At 71.6% G+C, this 16,925-nt stretch carries 15 protein-coding genes; 9 read left to right on the top strand and 6 right to left on the bottom strand.

Annotated features, from left to right (window positions below; translation table 11 throughout):
• The first annotated feature begins 368 nt into the window (after positions 1-368).
• The gene (nadA, locus tag K8612_RS05080; protein ID WP_223761414.1) at positions 369-1,301 is read left to right on the top strand and encodes a quinolinate synthase NadA; all 933 of its coding nucleotides are present in this window, start codon (positions 369-371) and stop codon (positions 1,299-1,301) included.
• Between the two features lie 88 nt (positions 1,302-1,389).
• Complete coding sequence (locus tag K8612_RS05085) at positions 1,390-2,001, top strand: zinc-ribbon domain-containing protein (RefSeq protein ID WP_223761415.1); 612 nt, start codon at positions 1,390-1,392, stop codon at positions 1,999-2,001.
• 52 nt (positions 2,002-2,053) lie between these two features.
• Here the strand turns inward: K8612_RS05085 and K8612_RS05090 are convergent, their stop codons facing one another.
• Positions 2,054-2,425 (bottom strand): metallothionein, encoded by a 372-nt coding sequence (locus K8612_RS05090; RefSeq protein WP_223761416.1) that lies wholly within the window; start codon positions 2,423-2,425, stop codon positions 2,054-2,056.
• Between the two features lie 183 nt (positions 2,426-2,608).
• Between K8612_RS05090 and K8612_RS05095 the strand changes: the two genes are divergently transcribed.
• Together K8612_RS05095 and K8612_RS05100 are read left to right on the top strand one after the other, a co-directional pair.
• Entirely contained in the window at positions 2,609-4,171 is a 1,563-nt protein-coding gene (locus tag K8612_RS05095) for a hypothetical protein (RefSeq protein WP_223742615.1), read from the top strand.
• 23 nt (positions 4,172-4,194) lie between these two features.
• Complete coding sequence (locus tag K8612_RS05100) at positions 4,195-5,379, top strand: hypothetical protein (RefSeq protein WP_223761417.1); 1,185 nt, start codon at positions 4,195-4,197, stop codon at positions 5,377-5,379.
• Between the two features lie 43 nt (positions 5,380-5,422).
• Here K8612_RS05100 and K8612_RS05105 read toward each other — a convergent pair whose 3' ends face one another.
• The 3 genes from K8612_RS05105 to K8612_RS05115 form a co-directional block, all read right to left on the bottom strand.
• Positions 5,423-6,229 carry a hypothetical protein gene (locus K8612_RS05105; protein WP_223761418.1) on the bottom strand — a complete coding sequence of 269 codons (807 nt, stop codon included), beginning with the start codon at positions 6,227-6,229 and terminating at the stop codon, positions 5,423-5,425.
• A gap of 158 nt (positions 6,230-6,387) precedes the next feature.
• On the bottom strand, positions 6,388-9,483 hold the full coding sequence (locus tag K8612_RS05110; RefSeq protein WP_223761419.1) for a serine/threonine-protein kinase: 3,096 nt from the start codon (positions 9,481-9,483) through the stop codon (positions 6,388-6,390).
• A 220-nt stretch (positions 9,484-9,703) separates the two neighbouring features.
• The gene (locus tag K8612_RS05115; protein ID WP_223761420.1) at positions 9,704-10,741 is read right to left on the bottom strand and encodes a hypothetical protein; all 1,038 of its coding nucleotides are present in this window, start codon (positions 10,739-10,741) and stop codon (positions 9,704-9,706) included.
• Between the two features lie 159 nt (positions 10,742-10,900).
• On the opposite strand from K8612_RS05115, the gene K8612_RS05120 reads away from it, so the two are divergent.
• The 3 genes from K8612_RS05120 to K8612_RS05130 are packed head-to-tail and all read left to right on the top strand — an operon-like array spanning position 10,901 to position 13,043.
• Positions 10,901-11,719: a glycerophosphodiester phosphodiesterase gene (locus K8612_RS05120; protein ID WP_223761421.1), complete on the top strand. Its 819-nt coding sequence runs from the start codon at positions 10,901-10,903 to the stop codon at positions 11,717-11,719.
• A gap of 13 nt (positions 11,720-11,732) precedes the next feature.
• A complete protein-coding gene (locus K8612_RS05125; protein ID WP_223742621.1) occupies positions 11,733-12,488 on the top strand; it encodes a deoxynucleoside kinase in 756 nt (251 codons plus the stop codon).
• A gap of 36 nt (positions 12,489-12,524) precedes the next feature.
• Positions 12,525-13,043: an acyl-CoA thioesterase gene (locus K8612_RS05130; protein ID WP_223742622.1), complete on the top strand. Its 519-nt coding sequence runs from the start codon at positions 12,525-12,527 to the stop codon at positions 13,041-13,043.
• Between the two features lie 93 nt (positions 13,044-13,136).
• Here the strand turns inward: K8612_RS05130 and K8612_RS05135 are convergent, their stop codons facing one another.
• Positions 13,137-13,520, bottom strand: coding sequence for an iron-sulfur cluster assembly accessory protein (locus tag K8612_RS05135; RefSeq protein ID WP_223761422.1), 384 nt, complete (start codon positions 13,518-13,520; stop codon positions 13,137-13,139).
• Between the two features lie 100 nt (positions 13,521-13,620).
• On the opposite strand from K8612_RS05135, the gene K8612_RS05140 reads away from it, so the two are divergent.
• Positions 13,621-13,953, top strand: coding sequence for a rhodanese-like domain-containing protein (locus K8612_RS05140; protein WP_120566412.1), 333 nt, complete (start codon positions 13,621-13,623; stop codon positions 13,951-13,953).
• Here the strand turns inward: K8612_RS05140 and K8612_RS05145 are convergent.
• Positions 13,950-16,172, bottom strand: coding sequence for a serine/threonine-protein kinase (locus tag K8612_RS05145; RefSeq protein ID WP_223761423.1), 2,223 nt, complete (start codon positions 16,170-16,172; stop codon positions 13,950-13,952). The two genes, K8612_RS05140 and K8612_RS05145, sit on opposite strands and share 4 nt — an antisense overlap.
• A 114-nt stretch (positions 16,173-16,286) precedes the next feature.
• On the opposite strand from K8612_RS05145, the gene K8612_RS05150 reads away from it, so the two are divergent.
• Entirely contained in the window at positions 16,287-16,868 is a 582-nt protein-coding gene (locus tag K8612_RS05150) for a hypothetical protein (protein ID WP_223742625.1), read from the top strand.
• Positions 16,869-16,925 lie beyond the last annotated feature (57 nt).

The raw sequence follows: 16,925 nt of genomic DNA on the forward strand, positions 1-16,925 counted from the left end.
CCGACGCGCAAGAGCCACACCGGCGCCCGTGCATGGCGCCATTCCCGTCGACGCGGGGCTCGCACGCGCCCCGTTCCCGCCATTCACATGTCTTGAGTGTCCGAGCCTGGTGCTCTCTCTGATGCCAGCGGGCCCGCGCTGAAACGCCTTCCCGGTGAGCCGCCGGCGAACAACCACCGCGTACTTTACCTGCTCCTATGGATTAGGTGATGTACGCGGGGGTGAGAGGACTTTTCGGAATAGGTTAAAGACGCGCGGTCGCCCGGGACCCCTTGGTGGGTAGGGACGCGCGCGCGGGGCTCCAGGAGCGCGCTGGCCCCGCGCCGCGGACGCCGTTACAGAATGCGCGGGCGACGAGGAGGCCCCCCATGGGCGAGACGGTGGATTACGAGGCCGGCATCCGGGAGCTGAAGCGCTCCATGAACGCGGTCATCCTGGCGCACTACTACCAGGAGAGCGAGGTGCAGGACGTGGCCGACTTCGTCGGTGACAGCCTGGCGCTCGCGCAGGCCGCGGCGCGGACGGAGGCGGACGTCATCGTTTTCTGCGGTGTGCACTTCATGGCGGAGACCGCCAAGATTCTGAATCCCAGCCGACAGGTGCTGCTCCCGGACCTCAAGGCCGGCTGCTCCCTGTCGGACCGGTGCCCGCCCGCGGCCTTCAAGGCGTTCAAGGACAAACACCCGGACGCCTTCGTGGTGTCGTACGTGAACAGCTCCGCCGCGGTGAAGGCGATGAGCGACGTCATCTGCACGTCCTCCAACGCCGTACGCATCGTGAACCAGATTCCGAAGGACCGCCCCATCCTCTTCGCGCCGGATCAACACCTGGGCCGGCACGTGATGAAGCAGACGGGCCGCGACATGGTGCTGTGGCCGGGGAGCTGCATCGTCCATGAAATCTTCAGCGAGAAGAAGCTGGTGGGCCTGAAGGTGGAGCACCCGGACGCGGAGGTGGTGGCCCACCCGGAGTGCGAGCAGCAGGTGCTGCGGCACGCGGACTTCATCGGCTCCACCAAGGCCATCCTGGATTACGTGGTGAAGAGCCCGAAGAAGAAGTTCATCGTGGTGACGGAGGCCGGCATCCTCCACCAGATGAAGAAGGCCGCGCCGGACAAGACGTACATCCCGGCGCCGCCGGACAACGGGTGCGCGTGCAACGAGTGCCCGTACATGCGCCTCAACACGCTGGAGAAGCTCTACCGCTGCATGAAGGACAGGACGCCGGAGCTGGTGCTGCCGGCGGACCTGCAGCACGCGGCGCTGGCCCCCCTGCAGCGCATGCTGGAGTGGTCGGTCTGAAAGGCGCGGGACTCGGGACTGTCGCCCGCGTCCCACGTTTGGCAACTCGCGTCTTGCGGATGGCGGGCCCAAGTGCCATGGAAGGGACGTGGCCTTCCGATTTCTCGCACTTCCCGCCCACCGGCTGGTGGACTTCCCCAAGACCCTGCCGGACGACGAGCGCCTCGAGCCGGACCTGCCGCCGGTGCACGAGGCGGTGGAGCGCGCCCTCGCTGGCGCCGAGTTCCGCGACCTGAAGGCCCGCGACCGCCTGCGCGCCCTGCTCCAGGGGGACCGCCCCCCGGCCCTGGGCTCGCCGGGCAAGGGCTTTGGCGCGAGCGCCATCTTCGCCCAGCCGCCCCAGGACCTGCCGGCGCTGCTGCGCCTGGCGGATGAGCTGGAGCACATGGCCCGCCTGGAGGCCGGCGAGCGCGCGCTGGTGTGGAAGTGCGGCGAGTGCAGCGCCCGCTACGCGGTGCCGGTGGCCCTGGTGCGTCAGGTGTCCATCCGCTGCGAGCGCTGCGGCCACCCGGTGCAGTTGTCCTCGCAGCAGAGCCTGGGCGAGGAGGCCCTCATCGACCCGTTCCAGGGCGCGGTGAACAGCAGCCGGCACGAGCTGGCGGCCTTCTTCCGCGAGGCCATGGCGCGTGGCTGGCCGGTGCTCGTGGCCGAGGGCGGAGCCCCCGCTGCGCGCGGACGCGCCTCCAGCCCGGAGGCCTGAGCCACCCCGCTGCCGTTCCCAAGGGGGCCCTTCCACGGGCCCCCTCTTCGTTTCAGATGAAGATGCCGGCGGAGGCGTCGTTGCGCGCCTCCTGGAGCTCCTGCGTGGCGGGGCGGCCGCGCAGCGCGTCCGTCACCTGGCGCGGCGCATGACGGCCCGAGCACTTGGAGCACTCGCACTTGCCGCGCTTGCAGGTGCAGTCCGCCTTGCTGCCGCAGGAGCACTTCGCCGTCAGCAGTTGATCCAGCTCCTCCAGCGGGCGCGGCGCGTCGTCCTTCCGGGCCTCCGGGGCCGGCGTCCGGGGCGCGGTGCCCTTGGAGGCGGCCGCCTTCGCGTGGGCCTCGCAGGCGTGGGCGCTGGCGGGCAGGAGCCAGAGGCCTCCCAGCAGCAAACCCGCGGTCATCAACGTCGCGCTGCGTGCCATGTCCGCTCTCCTTGGCGAAGGCCCGGGGAAGACTTGGGGGGAGGCGTCCGCCGCTCCGGCCTATAGCGCAGGGCATTCCCCCTGCCAAGGCATTGGCACGCACCTTTGCCTACCCTTCAACGGAGCGGACGGTGCGCTCGCCCGGCGCGGGGGTGGACGCGTACAGTCCGCGCCCTCCTGCCCGTGACGAACCGAACCGCCCGCATCGCCTTTGTCGCCGCGCTCGTCCTGGGGGCGCTCCCGCTCTGGGTGTCGCGCCTGCTGCCCATGGTGGACCTGCCGCAGCACCTGTACCTCATCTCGGTGCTGCACCGGCTGGACGACCCGACGACGCTCTACCCCACGCTGTTCGCGGCGCGGCACGAGCTGACGCCGTACCTGGGCTATTACTACCTCGTCAGCGCGCTCAACTGGCTGTTGCCGCTGGAGCTGGCCAACCGCGTCTTCCTCACCGCGTACGTGGTGGGGATGCCGCTGGGCATGGCCTTCCTCCTGCGCGGCCTGGGCCGGCCGTCATGGCCCGCGCTGCTCACGCTGCCGCTCGCGTACGGAGACAGCTTCGGCTGGGGCTTCATCAACTACCTGGCGGCCCTGCCGCTGACGCTCGTGTGCTGCGGCCTCTTCGTGCGGACGCTGACGGACGCGCCGCGCCGCGCGCGCTGGGGCGTGGGGCTGGCGGCGTGCCTGGTGGCGGTGCTGCTCTTCCACGTGCAGGCCTTCGGGTTCCTGGCGTTCGGGCTGCCGTGGCTGCTCCTCACCACGCCGGTGCCGGAGGACGCGGCGGCGAAGGGCCTTGTCGCCCGGCTGCGGCCGCGCGTGCCGGCGCTGCTGGGCGTGGTGCCCGGCGTGGCGCTGTTCCTGTCGTGGGTGGTGCTGCGGTTCGGCAACCCGCCGGACATCCAGCCGGGCGCGCCGTGGAAGGCGTGGGGGCCCACGTTCTCGCCGCAGAACCTGGCGTGGAAGGGCTTCGAGCAGAACCGCGCGGAGTTCTTCCAGGTGCTCGCCAACACGTTCCACGACGGCTCGGACCGCTGGCCGCTGTACGCGGTGGGCGCGGTGGCGGTGGCGGGCTGGGTGCTGGGCCTGGTGGCGCCGGGGACGCGCCGCGAGGGGCGGGTGGCGCGCTGGCGGCTGCTGGGGCTGGGCGTGCTGGCGCTGGCGCTGTACTTCCTGCTGCCCTTCGACATCCGGGGGTACGTCTACTACCTCAACACGCGCTACGCGCACCTGGCCGCGGCGCTGCTGGTGGCGAGCGTGCCGGCCGCGCGCGCGGACTGGCGGCGGCCGCTGGGGCTGACGGCGGCGGCGAGCGCGCTGCTGCTGGCGTTCGTGATGGGGCGCGGCTTCCAGCGCTTCTCCCAGGAGGCCCGGGAGCTGGAGGCGCTGTCCGAGCTGGCCGCGAACCGGCCGAAGGTGATGGGGCTGGTGTTCGACCCGCGCTCCAGCGTGGTGCGCTTCCCCGTCTTCATCCACGCCGCGGCGGTGGTGGCGCGCGAGCGCGGCGGGGTGCCCAACTTCACCTTCGCCACCACGCCCCACTCGCCGCTGCGCTACCGGGGGGAGGTGCCGCCCACCTTCCCTTCCGAGTGGCGGCCGCAGGAGATGGACTACGCGACGCAGGGCCGTTGGTACGACCACTTCCTGGTGCGCGGGGCGCATCCGTCGCGCGTCTTCGGCGCGCGGCTCCAGTCGGAACTGGTCATCGTGGGACAGAGCGGAGGGAGCTGGCTGGTGCGGCGGCGGTAGGGCGTGAAGTAGAAACCCGGTGCATGAGCCCTGCCTCCACCGAGCCCCGTCCCCTGCTGGATGCGTTGCGCGCCGGCACGCCCCTGCCCGCCTTCCCGGAGGCGGACGTCGCGCGGGCCCGGGGGCTCGCGGACGACGTGGGCGCGGCGACCCCCGCGGCCGTGGAGGCCCTGCCCGAGGCCCTGGCGGGCGCGGTGCTGGAGGCCGCCGTGCTGGCGGGCCAGGTGGCGCTGCCGGAGGCCCTGTCCGCCTCGTCGGTGAAGCCGCTGGCCAAGGCCGCGAAGAAGGCGCTCTACCGGCTGCGCTCGCGCGGCGTCACTCCGCCGGAGGCCCCCCGGGAGGCGCCCCCGGCTCCGGCCCCGGAGACGCTGCCCACGCTGGTGACCGTGGTGTCCTCGGCGGGGCAGTACGGCCTGCTGCTCACGCGCGTGGTGCGCGGCGGCGTGGAGCTGCTCCAGGTCATCGCGTCGGATGAGCAGGGCGTGCTGGAGCTCTCGCGCACCGAGCAGAGCCGCGGGGACCTCCGCCGCATCCTCAAGCACGGGCTGAAGAACGGCTTCGGCATGGAGGTCTCCCGCGAGGAGGGGGCCCGGCTGCTCGCCGAGGCGGCGGCCCTCAACCTGCGCACCCGCACGCCCTTCCCGCCGGACCTGGAGGCCGCGCTGCGCCACCACGGCGTCCAGCCCCAGGAGCCCGAGCCCCTCCCCGCCCCCGAGCCCGACGACGTGCGCCGCGCCCTGGAGGGCGACCAGCTCCACGCGACGCCGGAGATCGCCGAGTGGATGCCGCCCGACGCGGAGGTGCGTGGCCTGATGGAGCAGGTGCAGGCGCTGGCCGGAAGCCCGCTGGCGTTGAGCGGGCCCCAGCGCCAGGAGCAGGTGCGGCAGAAGGTGCTGGACGCGGCGAAGTCCTTCTTCACCCCGGAGGTGCGCCAGCGCTACGCGCGCCGCCTGTGGCGCATGGCGGCCTTCTTCGACGCGACCGGGAGGGCCCTGCAGGCGGACATCGCCCGGGGAGAGGCGCGGCGCCTCTTCCACGGGCTCGACGCGCCCTTCTCGCTCTTCGCGGAGACGCTCTTCGCCAAGGTGGTGGTCCTGGCCGCGGCGGGTGCCCAGGCCCAGGCGGCGCAGGGCGCCCCGGGCTCCGAAGCGCCTCCTGTCACCCCCACGGGCGAGCGGCGCAGCCCCGGCGGCCTCATCCTGCCCTGAGAGGGCCCGCGTCCCGGACGTCCCGGGAGCGGGCCCATGGACCTCAGGCCTGCTCCGTGCGGGCGCACAGGAGCAGGTCCAGGTTCTCCCGCTCCCAGGCGAGCGCCCGCTGGTAGTCGTGGAAGCGCTTCTCGTGCTCCATCAGCTCCGGTGGGTGGATGCAGCGCCGGCCGTCCTCGCCCCGGCGGGCGCGGTAGACGTGGTGCAGCATCTCGTGGAAGACGATCCACTCCACGAAGTACCGGGGCACCAGCGGCTGATCCAACGCCGGGTGGATGCGGATGACCTTCGAGTCCGCCGAGTACGAGCCCATCTTGATGCTCTTGCGAGGCCCCTTCACCCGGGGCGCCGGCCCGTAGGTGATGGCCGCGTCGATGCGGCTCTGGAAGTAGCGCTCGTTGAGCCGCTCATAGATGCGGCCCAGGTCGTGGTAGCGCCCCACCGGGGACAGCCGCAGCCGCTTGCGCATCTGCGCCGGGGACAGCCGGCGGATGAAGATGCGGTTGCGCTCGATGTAGCGGTCCAGGAGCGCGCTGGCGTCCGGGTCCCCCTTGCGCACGAAGCTCGCGAGCGCCTGGAGCACCTCGTCCGGCGCCGCCAGGAACATGTGGTGCAGCCTCAGCCGCCACAGCGCCCGCTGGCGTTGGAACGTCAGCATCGTGTGGGTGTTGTCGTGGATCTCCACCGCCACCTTCCCCCGCAGCCGCGTGCGCAGCCGGCGCTCCAACACGCGCCGCCACACCTTCACCAGTCGGTTGGGCTCTGGGGCGACCGGGAGCTGCCGGGCCACCCTCCCCGCGGGGTAGGTCCTCTGTCGGTTGATGTTCTTCTGCTTCTTCGCGCGAGCCATAGAGGGGCCGGAGTCTACGGACCCCTCTGACATGTGTAAACGCGCCCGCTTGGTGGAAAGCCAAGGAATTCCAACGACTTAAGGGCACTCAAGCTTACCCGGTCCTACGTGTCCTCCGGGGGGTGCGGATGCCGCATACGCGTAAGTCGCCGTGCCAATTAGCGTCGCCTGCGGCATGGGACCCGGAGCGTCTGGAGTTCCCCGGTTACAGGTCGGACGTTGTAGGTCTCGATACCCCGAGGTGCACGCTTTCCCGGGCAGGTGTACTGGACGCGAAGCGGGCCGGGAGCCAGGGCGACCACCTGGTTGATGGGCAGCTTTCCGCCCCCCGGCCGGCCGAGCACGGTGCGCGCCGGGGCGTCGAAGCGGACCTCCACGGTGGCGGGGGGTGGGGGCTCGGCCGGGGTCGCCGTCTCCACGGGCGGAGGGGCCGCGGCATCGGTGCCCGCGGCGGCCAGCGTGAGTCCCGCGTCCAACGGGCTCGCGGAGGTGTCCGCGAGGGCGGGTGCTACGGGCTGCCGCGCGGAGGTGTCCGCGAGGGTGGGCTCCGCGGGCTGCCGCGCGGCGGAGTCCGCGAGGGTGGGTTCAGCGGGCTTCGGCGGCGCGGACTCGGCCGGAACAGGAGCGGGTGGCGAGGGCGCCTTCACGGGGGCGGTTCCCTGGGGACCGGGCCGCGCCGGGCCTCCCACCGGAGGCCCCTTCATGGGCGCGGGAGGAGCCTGCGCTTCCGGACCGAAGAGGCCCATCATCCACGCGAGCCCCAGGGCCAGCACGGCCACGAGCGCCACACCCGCGACCACCACCAGGGTGCGCGAGCGCCGGGGCGAACGGGAGGCGTCGAGCGTGTCGGGACCCTCGTCGTCGTAGGCCTCGTCCTCGTCGACGGGGGCGCGCACGGCCCGCCGGGGCGGCGGCCTTCGCGGCGCCTGGAACCCGACGGTGGACTCGTCGTCGTCCGGGTCCCCGGTCGTGACGGGCGTCGGGTCCGTGAGGCTTATCCCGGAGGGTCCGGGGTCGGTGTTGAAGCGTTCGTCGTCCTCGGGTGACGGCCGCGGAGGCGGGCGGACATTGCGAGCCCCCGGAGTTCCGGACGGGGCCGAACGGTTCGCGTCGCTGGAAGCGGAGGCGCCCCGACGCGGGCCCGGAGGCTGCGACACGCGGCCATCGTCCCCCATGCGCCGGGGACCGGAGGCCAGCGGATCAGACCGGCCATCGTCCCCCATGCGCCGAGGACCGGAGGCCACCGGGTCGGAGCGGCCGTCGTCGCCCATGCGGCGAGGACTGGAGGACAAGGGCTCGGAGCGGCCATCGTCCCCCATGCGCCGAGGACCGGAGGCCACCGGGTCGGAGCGGCCGTCGTCGCCCATGCGGCGAGGACTGGAGGACAAGGGCTCGGAGCGGCCGTCGTCGCCCATGCGCCGGGGACCCGACGCCAGCGGATCAGACCGGCCATCGTCCCCCATGCGCCGGGGACCGGAGGCCAGCGGATCAGACCGGCCGTCGTTGGCGGACGCCATGCCCGACCGGCGCGGACCCGGTGGCGGCGTCGTAGCGCGTCCCTCTGGTGTGCGACGCGGTGCGGGCGCGAACGGATCATCCCCGGCGCCCGCCCCGCGAGGCATGGCCACGCCAGAGGACGGACGCCGCGAACGGTCTCCCCCACCCCGCTCGCCCGAAGGCCCGGAGCGCGCGGTCACCTCCGGAGGGCCGCGCCGCGCCGGTGCGGGCGTGGGCGCGACGGGCCGGGGACGGCGCGCGCGCAGCGGCACTGTGGAGTCACCCTCGTCGTCGTCCTCCTCCGCCTCCTCCTCGTCCCAGGCCTCCGCCTCGAACACAGGCTCCAGGTGGCGGCGCGGCGAGGGAGCACCGGGCATCGTCCCGACCGCGGTGGACTCGCCGTCATCGTCGTCGTCGCCCAAGGGCAGGTCGCGCGGACGCGCCATCTGCGTCTCCGGCTCCCCTTCCTCCGCGTCCCAGGCACGCAGCGCCGCGGCCTCCGCCGTGGGCCTGCGCGCGGGAGGCCGGGCCACCAGCCCCACGGGCGTCAGCGCCGAGGGCCCCCGCGGCGACGACGCCGTCCCGCCCAGCGGCAGGGTGCGCGCGCCCGTGTCCTCGTCCAGCGGAGACGTGCGCGACGATGTGTCCTCCGTGAGCGGCAGCGTGCGCGCGGCGGTGTCCTCCGCGTCGGCCAGGGGCAGCGTGCGCGCGGCGGTGTCCTCCGGCAGGGCGGGCACCGGAGGCGGCAGCGGCGTGCGCAGGGGCGGCAGCGGCAGGGTCGCTTCGTGCCGGCCCGCGCGCTTCGCCGGGGGGATGTGGAGCACCGTGCGCTCCTCCTTCTCCCCTAGCAGCCGCGCGATGTACTGCGCCACGTCAAGGCTCTGCCGGAGCACGCCGGACGCCAGGAACGCCTCCAGGTCGTCACGCACGTCGGAGGCCCGCTGGTAGCGCTGGGTGCGGTCCTTCACCAGACACCGCATCACGATGCGCGACAGCGCCTCCGGGTAGTCCGGGCGCACCAGGTGCGGCGGAGGCGGCTCCTCGTAGCGGATGGCGTAGAGGATGCCTTCCGTGGTGGCGCGGTGGAACGGCTGCTTGCCGGTGGTGATTTCGTAGAGCATCACCCCCAGCGCGTAGATGTCCGCCCGGTGGTCCAGCCGCTCCTGGAGGATCTGCTCGGGGGAGAGGTAGAGGAACTTCCCCTTGATGACGCCCGGCTTGCTGCGCTCCATGAACGCGCCGGCCTTGGCGATGCCGAAGTCGACGAGCTTCACGCGCCCGTCGTACGAAATCATCACGTTCTGCGGAGAGACGTCCCGGTGGATCAGCTCCAGCGGGCGCCCATCCACGCCCCGGCTGAAGTGCGCGTGGTCCAGGCCCGCGGCGATGGCCGCGCAGATCTTCGCCGCGACCCCGTACGGCATGGAGGCGCCGAACTTGAACTCCTCCGCGAGCACGCGGCGCAGGTCCACGCCCTCCACGTACTCCATGCAGATGAAGATGTTGTCCCCCTCCTTCCCCAGCTCGTGCACCTGCACGATGTTGGGGTGGTGGAGCTGGGCGGCGATGCGCGCCTCGTCCAGGAACATCTGGACGAACTCCGGCTCCTCGGAGAGGTACGGGAGGATCCGCTTGATGACCACCAGCGTGGGGTCCGGCGGCTTGTGCGCCAGGAACAGCTCCGCCATCCCGCCCAGCGCGAGGCGCTTGATGAGCAGGTATTTGCCGAACGGGGTGGCCGTCTGGGGCGAGCTCAAGGACGTGGAAGGTGTGGGCCGCGGGTGGAACTTTGAAGCGTGTCCGGAGCCTACCTGCATTCCCGCCCCGGGGGGAGCCGTCCGACCCGCCCGGCGCCGGACTCTAGGCAGGCCCGGCGGAGCACGCGAACTTTCGGGCTCCAGCCCCTGAAACACGACCGCCTCCCAGGGCACGAAGCCCTGGGAGGCGGACGGGGAAAAGCGTCAGGCGGAAGGCGGATTACTCCGGAGCCGCCACTTCGCCCGGCAGGTCCGCGCAGCCCTGCGGGATGATGGTGTAGGTGTAGCGCTGGTCGGTGCCCGGCACGCCGCTGTCGGAGAGGTTGTTGCCGCAGCCGGTGATGTCGGAGCTGCCGTTGGTGCAGGGCGCGAAGGTGTAGGTGTCCCAGACGCCGCTGATGCCGTTGGGGAACGTCACCGCGCCGCCATCCAGGGCCGCCTTCTGGTAGTCGCAGCCCTCGAACGTACCGCCGTCGCTGAAGGTCCGGGAGCGGGTCTTGTCGTGGTAGACGAGGATGCCGCCCGTGACCTCGAAGCCGTAATAGAGGGTGCCCGCGTCCTCGTTGTCCAGGCGCTGGAACTGGGTGGGCTGCGGGTTGGTCAGCGTGAGCGGACCCGCCAGGTGAACGCGCGTGCCCAGGTAGGACGCGGCGTTCTGGGGCGCATCCAGCGACGCCTGCAGGTCCGCCACCGTCACCTCGTTGGCGGCCGGCCGGGCGTCCACGCCCGCGTCGGACTTCACGGTGATGGTGAGCTTCAGGCCGTTGCGGTAGTCGTTCGCCAGGTGGTGACGGCGGCCGCTGAACGGCTGGAAGTTCGGCTCGGTGCCGAAGAAGCCCTCGATGTCGATCTTGTTGCCGGGCTGCGGGCGATACGTATCCGGCACGTCATCGTAGAACTTGCTGATGTAGAGGCCTTCCTTCGGGAAGGCCGGATCCGTCACCCAGAAGAACGAGCGCCACTGCTTCCCGTCGTTGCCCAGCTTCTCGTAGTCGACGTCGGTGACGACCACGTCGCGCAGCGTCGTCTTGGTGTTGAACGGCAGCTTGCGCGTCGCGGCGATCTGCCCCGCCGTGCCCGCGTCAGTGCCCGCGTCAGAGCCCGCGTCAGAGCCCGCGTCGGTGCTGCAGACGCCCGTGCAGCCGGCGTCGGGAGTGGGCGTGGGGTTCTCGTCGTCACGGCCGCCACAGCCGGCCGCGGTGGCCATCGCCGCTGCGGCCAGGAGGGCCGCAGCGCCCAGCTTCGTGCGCAGTTCCATTTGTAATTCTCCGGGGGGTGAGAGGCGCCGAGGTGGTTGAAGTCCGACGCCGGTCGGGCTGAGGATTCAGGCCCTTATACCGGTGGCTCACCAGGGCCGGCAAGGAACGGACCGAGGCCCTGTCCGTGACATCGTCGTCAATTCAGGAATAGGTGGATCATGCTGCCGCGCGACATGTTTCTCCATGGGCTGAAGCCCACGCTCCACATCGCGCATCGCGGCGGGGCGCTGCTCGCGCCGGAGAACACGCTGGAGGCCTTCCAGCGCGCCGTCCACACGCACCGCACGGACATGCTGGAACTGGACGTGCACCTGTCGCGCGACGGCGAGGTCATCGTCGCGCACGACGACACGCTGGAGCGCTGCACCGACGGAGAGGGTCCGCTCGCGGCGCTGACGCTGGCGGAGCTGCGCAAGCTGGACGCGGGCTACCGCTTCACGCCGGACGAGGGCCGCACCTTCCCCTTCCGCGGCCAGGGCGTGCGCCTGCCCACGCTGCGCGAGGTGCTGCGCGCCTTCCCCGCCCTGCGCCTCAACGTGGAGCTCAAGCCGGACGTGCCGGGCGCGGAGGCCGTGCTCGCCCGCCTGCTGACCGAGGAGGCGGCCCTGGGCCGCGTGTGCCTGGGCAGCGAGCAGGACGCCATCGCGGAGCGGCTGTACGAAGAACTCCCCGACGCCTGCCACTTCTACCCGCGCGACGCGCTGGCCGCGTTCGTGCTGGCGCTCAAGGCGGGCGAGACGCCGCCGGAGGACGCGCGCTACCGCGTGCTCGACATGCCGCTGTACTTCGGCGAGGTGCGGCTGGTGGACGACGTGCTGCTCAAGGCCGCGGCCGAGCGCGGCAAGTGGATCAACGTGTGGACCGTGGATGATCCGGCGGAGATGGACCGGCTCCTCGCGGAGGGCATCGGCGGCATCATGACCGACCGGCCGGACCTGCTCCGCCAGCGAATGGACGCCTCTGGAAAGCCGGGTTAAGCCTTCGGGCTCCATGCCCCGCTCCACCGCCCGCGCGCGTCCGGCGACGTCCCGCACCGAGCCGCCCTCGACCCAGGCGCCGCCTCCGGCCGACGCCGCAAAGAAGCCCGCTCGCAACGCCCTCAAGCTCAAGGTGAAGGTGCCGCGCGCCAAGCGCTTCGTGGCGCTCGCGGGCAACATCGGCGCGGGCAAGACGACGGCCGCGAAGCTCATCAGCCAGGGCTTCGGCTTCGAGCTCTTCGACGAGCCCGTCATCGACAACCGCTTCCTGCGTGACTACTACGGCGACATGACGCGGTGGTCGTTCACGCTGCAGTTGGAGTTCCTCATCCGGCGCGTGGAGCACCACGAGCTCATCCACTCCGTCAGGAAGAGCTGCGTGCAGGACCGCACGCTGTATGAAGACCCCGAAATCTTCGCCAAGTACCTGCACGGCCTGGGGCACATGACGAACGCGGAGCTGGACCTGTACTACGAGTACTTCCAGCGCCTGTCGCGCCACATCGTCCGGCCGGACAAGGTCATCTGCTTCGACGTGCCGTCGGAGGAGGTGCTGCTCCAGCGCATCCGCACGCGCGGCCGCGCGGAGGAGAAGGGCATCGGGCGGCCCTTCCTCAAGGGCCTCAACGGCTACTACGCGGGCTTCCCCCAGGTGCTCCAGGAGAAGTACGGCGTGGAGTGCCTGGTGGTGGACGTCTCCAAGTCGGACATCCGCAAGGGCGCGGGCCGCGACGAGTTCATGGACCGCGTCTCCGCATTCCTGGCCTGACGCCGTACCAACTCTCGTGCGACGCTCCGTCGCGCCATGCACGACCTCAGCCCCAAGAGCCCGCGCGACTCCGAAGTGGTGATGACGCAGCTCATCCTCCCTCCGGACGCCAACAACCTGAACGCCGCGTTCGGCGGGAAGGTGATGCAGTGGATCGACATCTGCGGCGCCGTGGCCGCCCAGCGCCACTGCCGTCAGGTCGTGGTGACGGCGTCCATGGACGACCTGCACTTCCACGCCCCCATCCGCGTGGGCTGGATTGCCCTCCTGCACGCGCGCGTGCTCGCGGCGTTCCGCACCTCGCTGGAGGTGGGCGTCACCGTGCACGCGGAGAACCCGCTCACCGGTGAGCGGCACCTCACCACCAGCGCGCTGCTCACCTTCGTGGCGCAGGGCCAGGACGGCAAGGGCGTGCCGGTGCCGCCGCTGCTCCTGGAGTCGGACGCGGAGCGCCAGGCCTTCCAGGAGGCCGAGGCCCGCCGCGCCCAGCGCCGCAACCGCGGCCAGGGGGAGCAGAACTGGATGAAGGTGATGAAGCCCGTGGCCGGCGCCTGAGGCTCCGGAGCCTGGACGCACGAAGGGCCGGGGGCACGCCTGCCTGGCGTCCCATCCCGGCCCTTCCTCACCCCTGAAGCGACGGACAGCCGCTCAGGTGGTGAAGGACGTCCCGCAGCCGCAGGACGACTTGGCGTTGGGGTTCTCGAACTTGAAGCCCGCGCCGGTGATGCTGGTGACGTAGTCGATGTGCGTGCCCGCGAGGTACTGGGCGCTCAGCGCGTCGGTGGCGATGGTGACGCCGTCCTGCTCCCAGGTCTGGTCGCCGGCCTTCGTCTCCTTGACGAGGTTCAGGTCGTACCCCAGGCCGCTGCAGCCGGAGGGCACCACGCGGATGGAGAAGAAGTAGCCCTGGAAGCCCTGGGCCTGGATGACCGTCTTCACCTGGGCGATGGCGGCGGCCGTCAGGACGACGGGCGCGGAGGCGGCGGGCTGGGAGGCCGGCGTGGTGCCGGCGACGGCGGTAGAAGTATCCATGTGCTTCAATCTCCTCGTAGACGGCGCCTCATAACGCCCTGGCGCCCGAAAAGCCAAGGGACCTGACGGGCCCCTTCCCGGCTCAACAGAAGATAACCCCATGCCCATCCCCGAAATCACCCCCGCCGAGTTGGCCCGGCGCCTGGCCGGCCCTCCCGAGTCACGCCCCGTGCTGGTGGACGTGCGCTTCCCGCACGAGCACGAGTGGGTGGCCCTGCCCGGCTCGGTGCTGATGCCCCTGCCGGAGCTGGAGGACTTCCACGAGCAACTGGAGTCCTTCCGGGGCCGCCCCGTGGTCGTCTACTGCCACCACGGGGTGCGCAGCCTGGACGGCGCCGCGTACCTCATCGACCGGGGCCTGGAGGCCGTGTCGCTCCAGGGCGGCATCGATTTGTACTCGCGCACCGTGGACCCCGCCCTGCCGCGCTACTAGAGCGCGGAGGCCAGGTCCAACGGCAGGTCCGTCGTCTCGTCGGCCTTGATGGTGGCCTCGAAGGCGACGGGCTCCTTGAGCTGCTTGCCGCGCAGCTCCAGGCGCTGCTTGCCCTCCATCAGCTTGAGCGTGGTGCCGGCGCTGCCCATCATCTGGTTGTTCCGGTACACCGTCAGGCCCGGCGTCATCCCCTTGGGGGTGATCTTCAGCTTGAGGGTGCCCTCCTTGAAGCTGCGCTCGAAGGTCTTCAGCTCGCCGGGCTGGCCGAACGCGAGCTCCTCCGAGTCCTCCAGGTAGATGCCCTGGGCGTCGTTCTCCAGGATGAGCGTGTCCTGCAGGTGCGCGCCCTGCACGCGCGTGAGCGGCGCGGTGCCCAGGAACGTCACCGGCTCCGGGCTGTTGCAGCGCTCCGTGTGCCGCACGGACACCTTCACCGGCTGGTTGGTGTTCACCGTGAGCCACACGCCCTGCGCGTCCGCGGCCTTGGACGTGAGCGCCAGCATGATGGGTTCGCGGAAGAGCACGACCATGGCGAGCAGGCCCACCACGAGGCCCACCGTCACCAGGGCGCGCACACTGCCGCCCCGGGGCCTCACCGGCTCCGGCAGCGCGGGGGCGCTGGAGCGGGACGGACGGCGCTCGCCGGAGTCCTCGTCGTCCACCGGCGGGGCCACCGGGCGCGGGCGCGGGGCGTCCACGCGGCTGGAGGTGCGGCGGCGCGGCGGCTCCACGGCGGACTGGCTGGTGCTGGTGCGGCGGCGCGGGGGCGGCGGCGCGGGCGCGGGCTCCGTCTCCGGATCATCGTCCGGGGGCGGCAGGCGCGTGCGCTCGTCGTCCTCCAGGTCCATGCGGTGCACGCCCGAGCGCGAGCGCATGGGCGGCTCCGACACCGGCACCGCGCGAGACGCCGTGCGCCGGGGCGGCGGGACGTCGTCCACGGACTGGCTGCGCAGGTCCGAGCGCGAGTTGGTGCGGGCGATCTGCGTCGCGTTCGGGTTGCTGGTGGACGTGCCGCGCCGGACCGCCGGCTCCGACACGCTGGAGCGGCGCCGGGGCTGCGGCTCCACGCCGGTGAGCGACGGCGCGTCGTATTCGTTCGGGTCCTCCGCCAGCGCGGGCGACATGCCCGTGGCGCGGCGGGGCGCGGTGCCCGTGCGGGTGGCGTTGCCTCGCGAGCGCTCGCGCGACTGCGACTCGCCCGGCGGGGCCTCCCAGCTCATGTCCGGGGGCGGCCGGGGCGGCGAGGTGTTGGAGTCCTCGCCCACGGGCACGAACTGGCCCTGCCGCAGCTCCTCCTCCAGGCGCTCCGCGAAGAGCGTCTTCATCAGCTCCGAGATCTGTCCGGAGGTGACGAGCCAGCGCTCGTTGACGAGCAGCTCCTCCAGCGCCGTCTGGAACTCGCGCGCGTTGTCGTAGCGGTCATCCGCGCTCTTGGCCAGGGCGCGCATCACCACGTGGTCCATGTCCCGGGGCACGTCGGCCACCTCGGACGGGGACGGGATGGCGCACTCCATGGCCGCCTGCAGCGTGGCCAGCTCCGAGTCCTTCTTGAGCGGCCGGTGCCCGGTGAGCATCTCGTACAGCACCAGGCCGATGGCGAAGATGTCCGCGCGCCGGTCCAGGTGCTTGCCCGCGGCCTGCTCGGGCGCCATGTACGCGAACTTGCCCTTGATGGCGCCGGACTTCGTCATCGAAGCCTGGTCCGCCGCCTTCGCGATGCCGAAGTCCACCAGCTTCACCGAACCATCGAAGCTGATCAGGATGTTCTGCGGGCTGATGTCGCGGTGCACCACGTTGAGCGGCTGGCCGCGGTCATCCGTGCGGCTGTGCGCGTAGTAGAGGCCCTCGCACGCGGACGCGACGATGCGGATGGCCAGCGGACGGGCGATCCACTGGTTCATCCCGCTGGCCTTGCGCATGACCCGGCCCAGGTCCTCGCCGTGGATGAACTCCATGGCGATGTAATAGGTGCCGTTGGCCTCGCCGAATTCGTAGACCTGCGCGATGTTCGGGTGGTTGAAGCGCGCGGCGATCAGCGCCTCGTTCTTGAACATCTCCACGAACTCGCGGTCCTCCGCGAGGTGCGGGAGGATGCGCTTGACGACGAGCTCCTTCTGGAAGCCCTCGATTCCGGACTGACGCGCAAGCCAGACTTCGGCCATGCCGCCCGTGGCGAGCTTCTTGAGGAGCTGGTATTTCCCGAATGCTTGAGGGTTCATCCCGGGGACTCCCCGGGGGGAGCGGGCTCAGTGAAGGGTGACAGGGGAGCGCATCTTAGGGGACGTCGGCCCATGAGGCAAAGCCGCAGGGACACCTTGCTGGGGTGGGTCGTCATGACCTGCCTGCTGGCCCTGCATGCCGTCGCGGCCCCCGCGTCGGATCAGATCAAGGTCGAGCGCAAGGGAGAGCTGCTCTCCCTGTCCTGGCGGGACGCGGAGGACCAGTTGAACGGCGTCCTCACCCCCGCCGTCCCCCGCCCCGGTGAGCCCCTGCGGCTGACCTTGTCGGTGGGAAACCTCCAGGGGCCTCCCTTCCAGGGCGCCGTCACGGTCGCCTTCTCCCGGGAGGGCGTGCCGGGACAGGTGACGCGCACGCTGACGCGCGACGCCGTGGGCTGGAGCACCGAGTTCGTCCCCGACGAGGCCGGCGCGTGGGACGTGGACGTGCGCTTCCTCACCACCCGCCCCAAGGCGGCCCACGCGCGCTTCACCGTGAGCGAGCCCCCGGTTCCACCCATGGTCTGGCGCGTCCTGATGATCCTCGCCGGAGGGCTCCTGCTGGTGCGGGTGCTGTACGCCATCACGCGGCGCGGCGTGACGCCGGAGCACCCCATCCCTCCCCTGCCCCAGGCGCCTCCGGAAGCCACGCCGGAACAAGGATCCGCCCCGCCGGCGGACCCGCCCGCTGATCGGTAACACCGCCCTTCTTACAGTCCGGCGTTACAGCCCCGGGGGTCCCCGGGAGGGAAAAAG

Source organism: Corallococcus sp. AS-1-6, from assembly GCF_020037015.1.
In the GTDB taxonomy this organism is placed as follows: Bacteria; Myxococcota; Myxococcia; order Myxococcales; family Myxococcaceae; genus Corallococcus.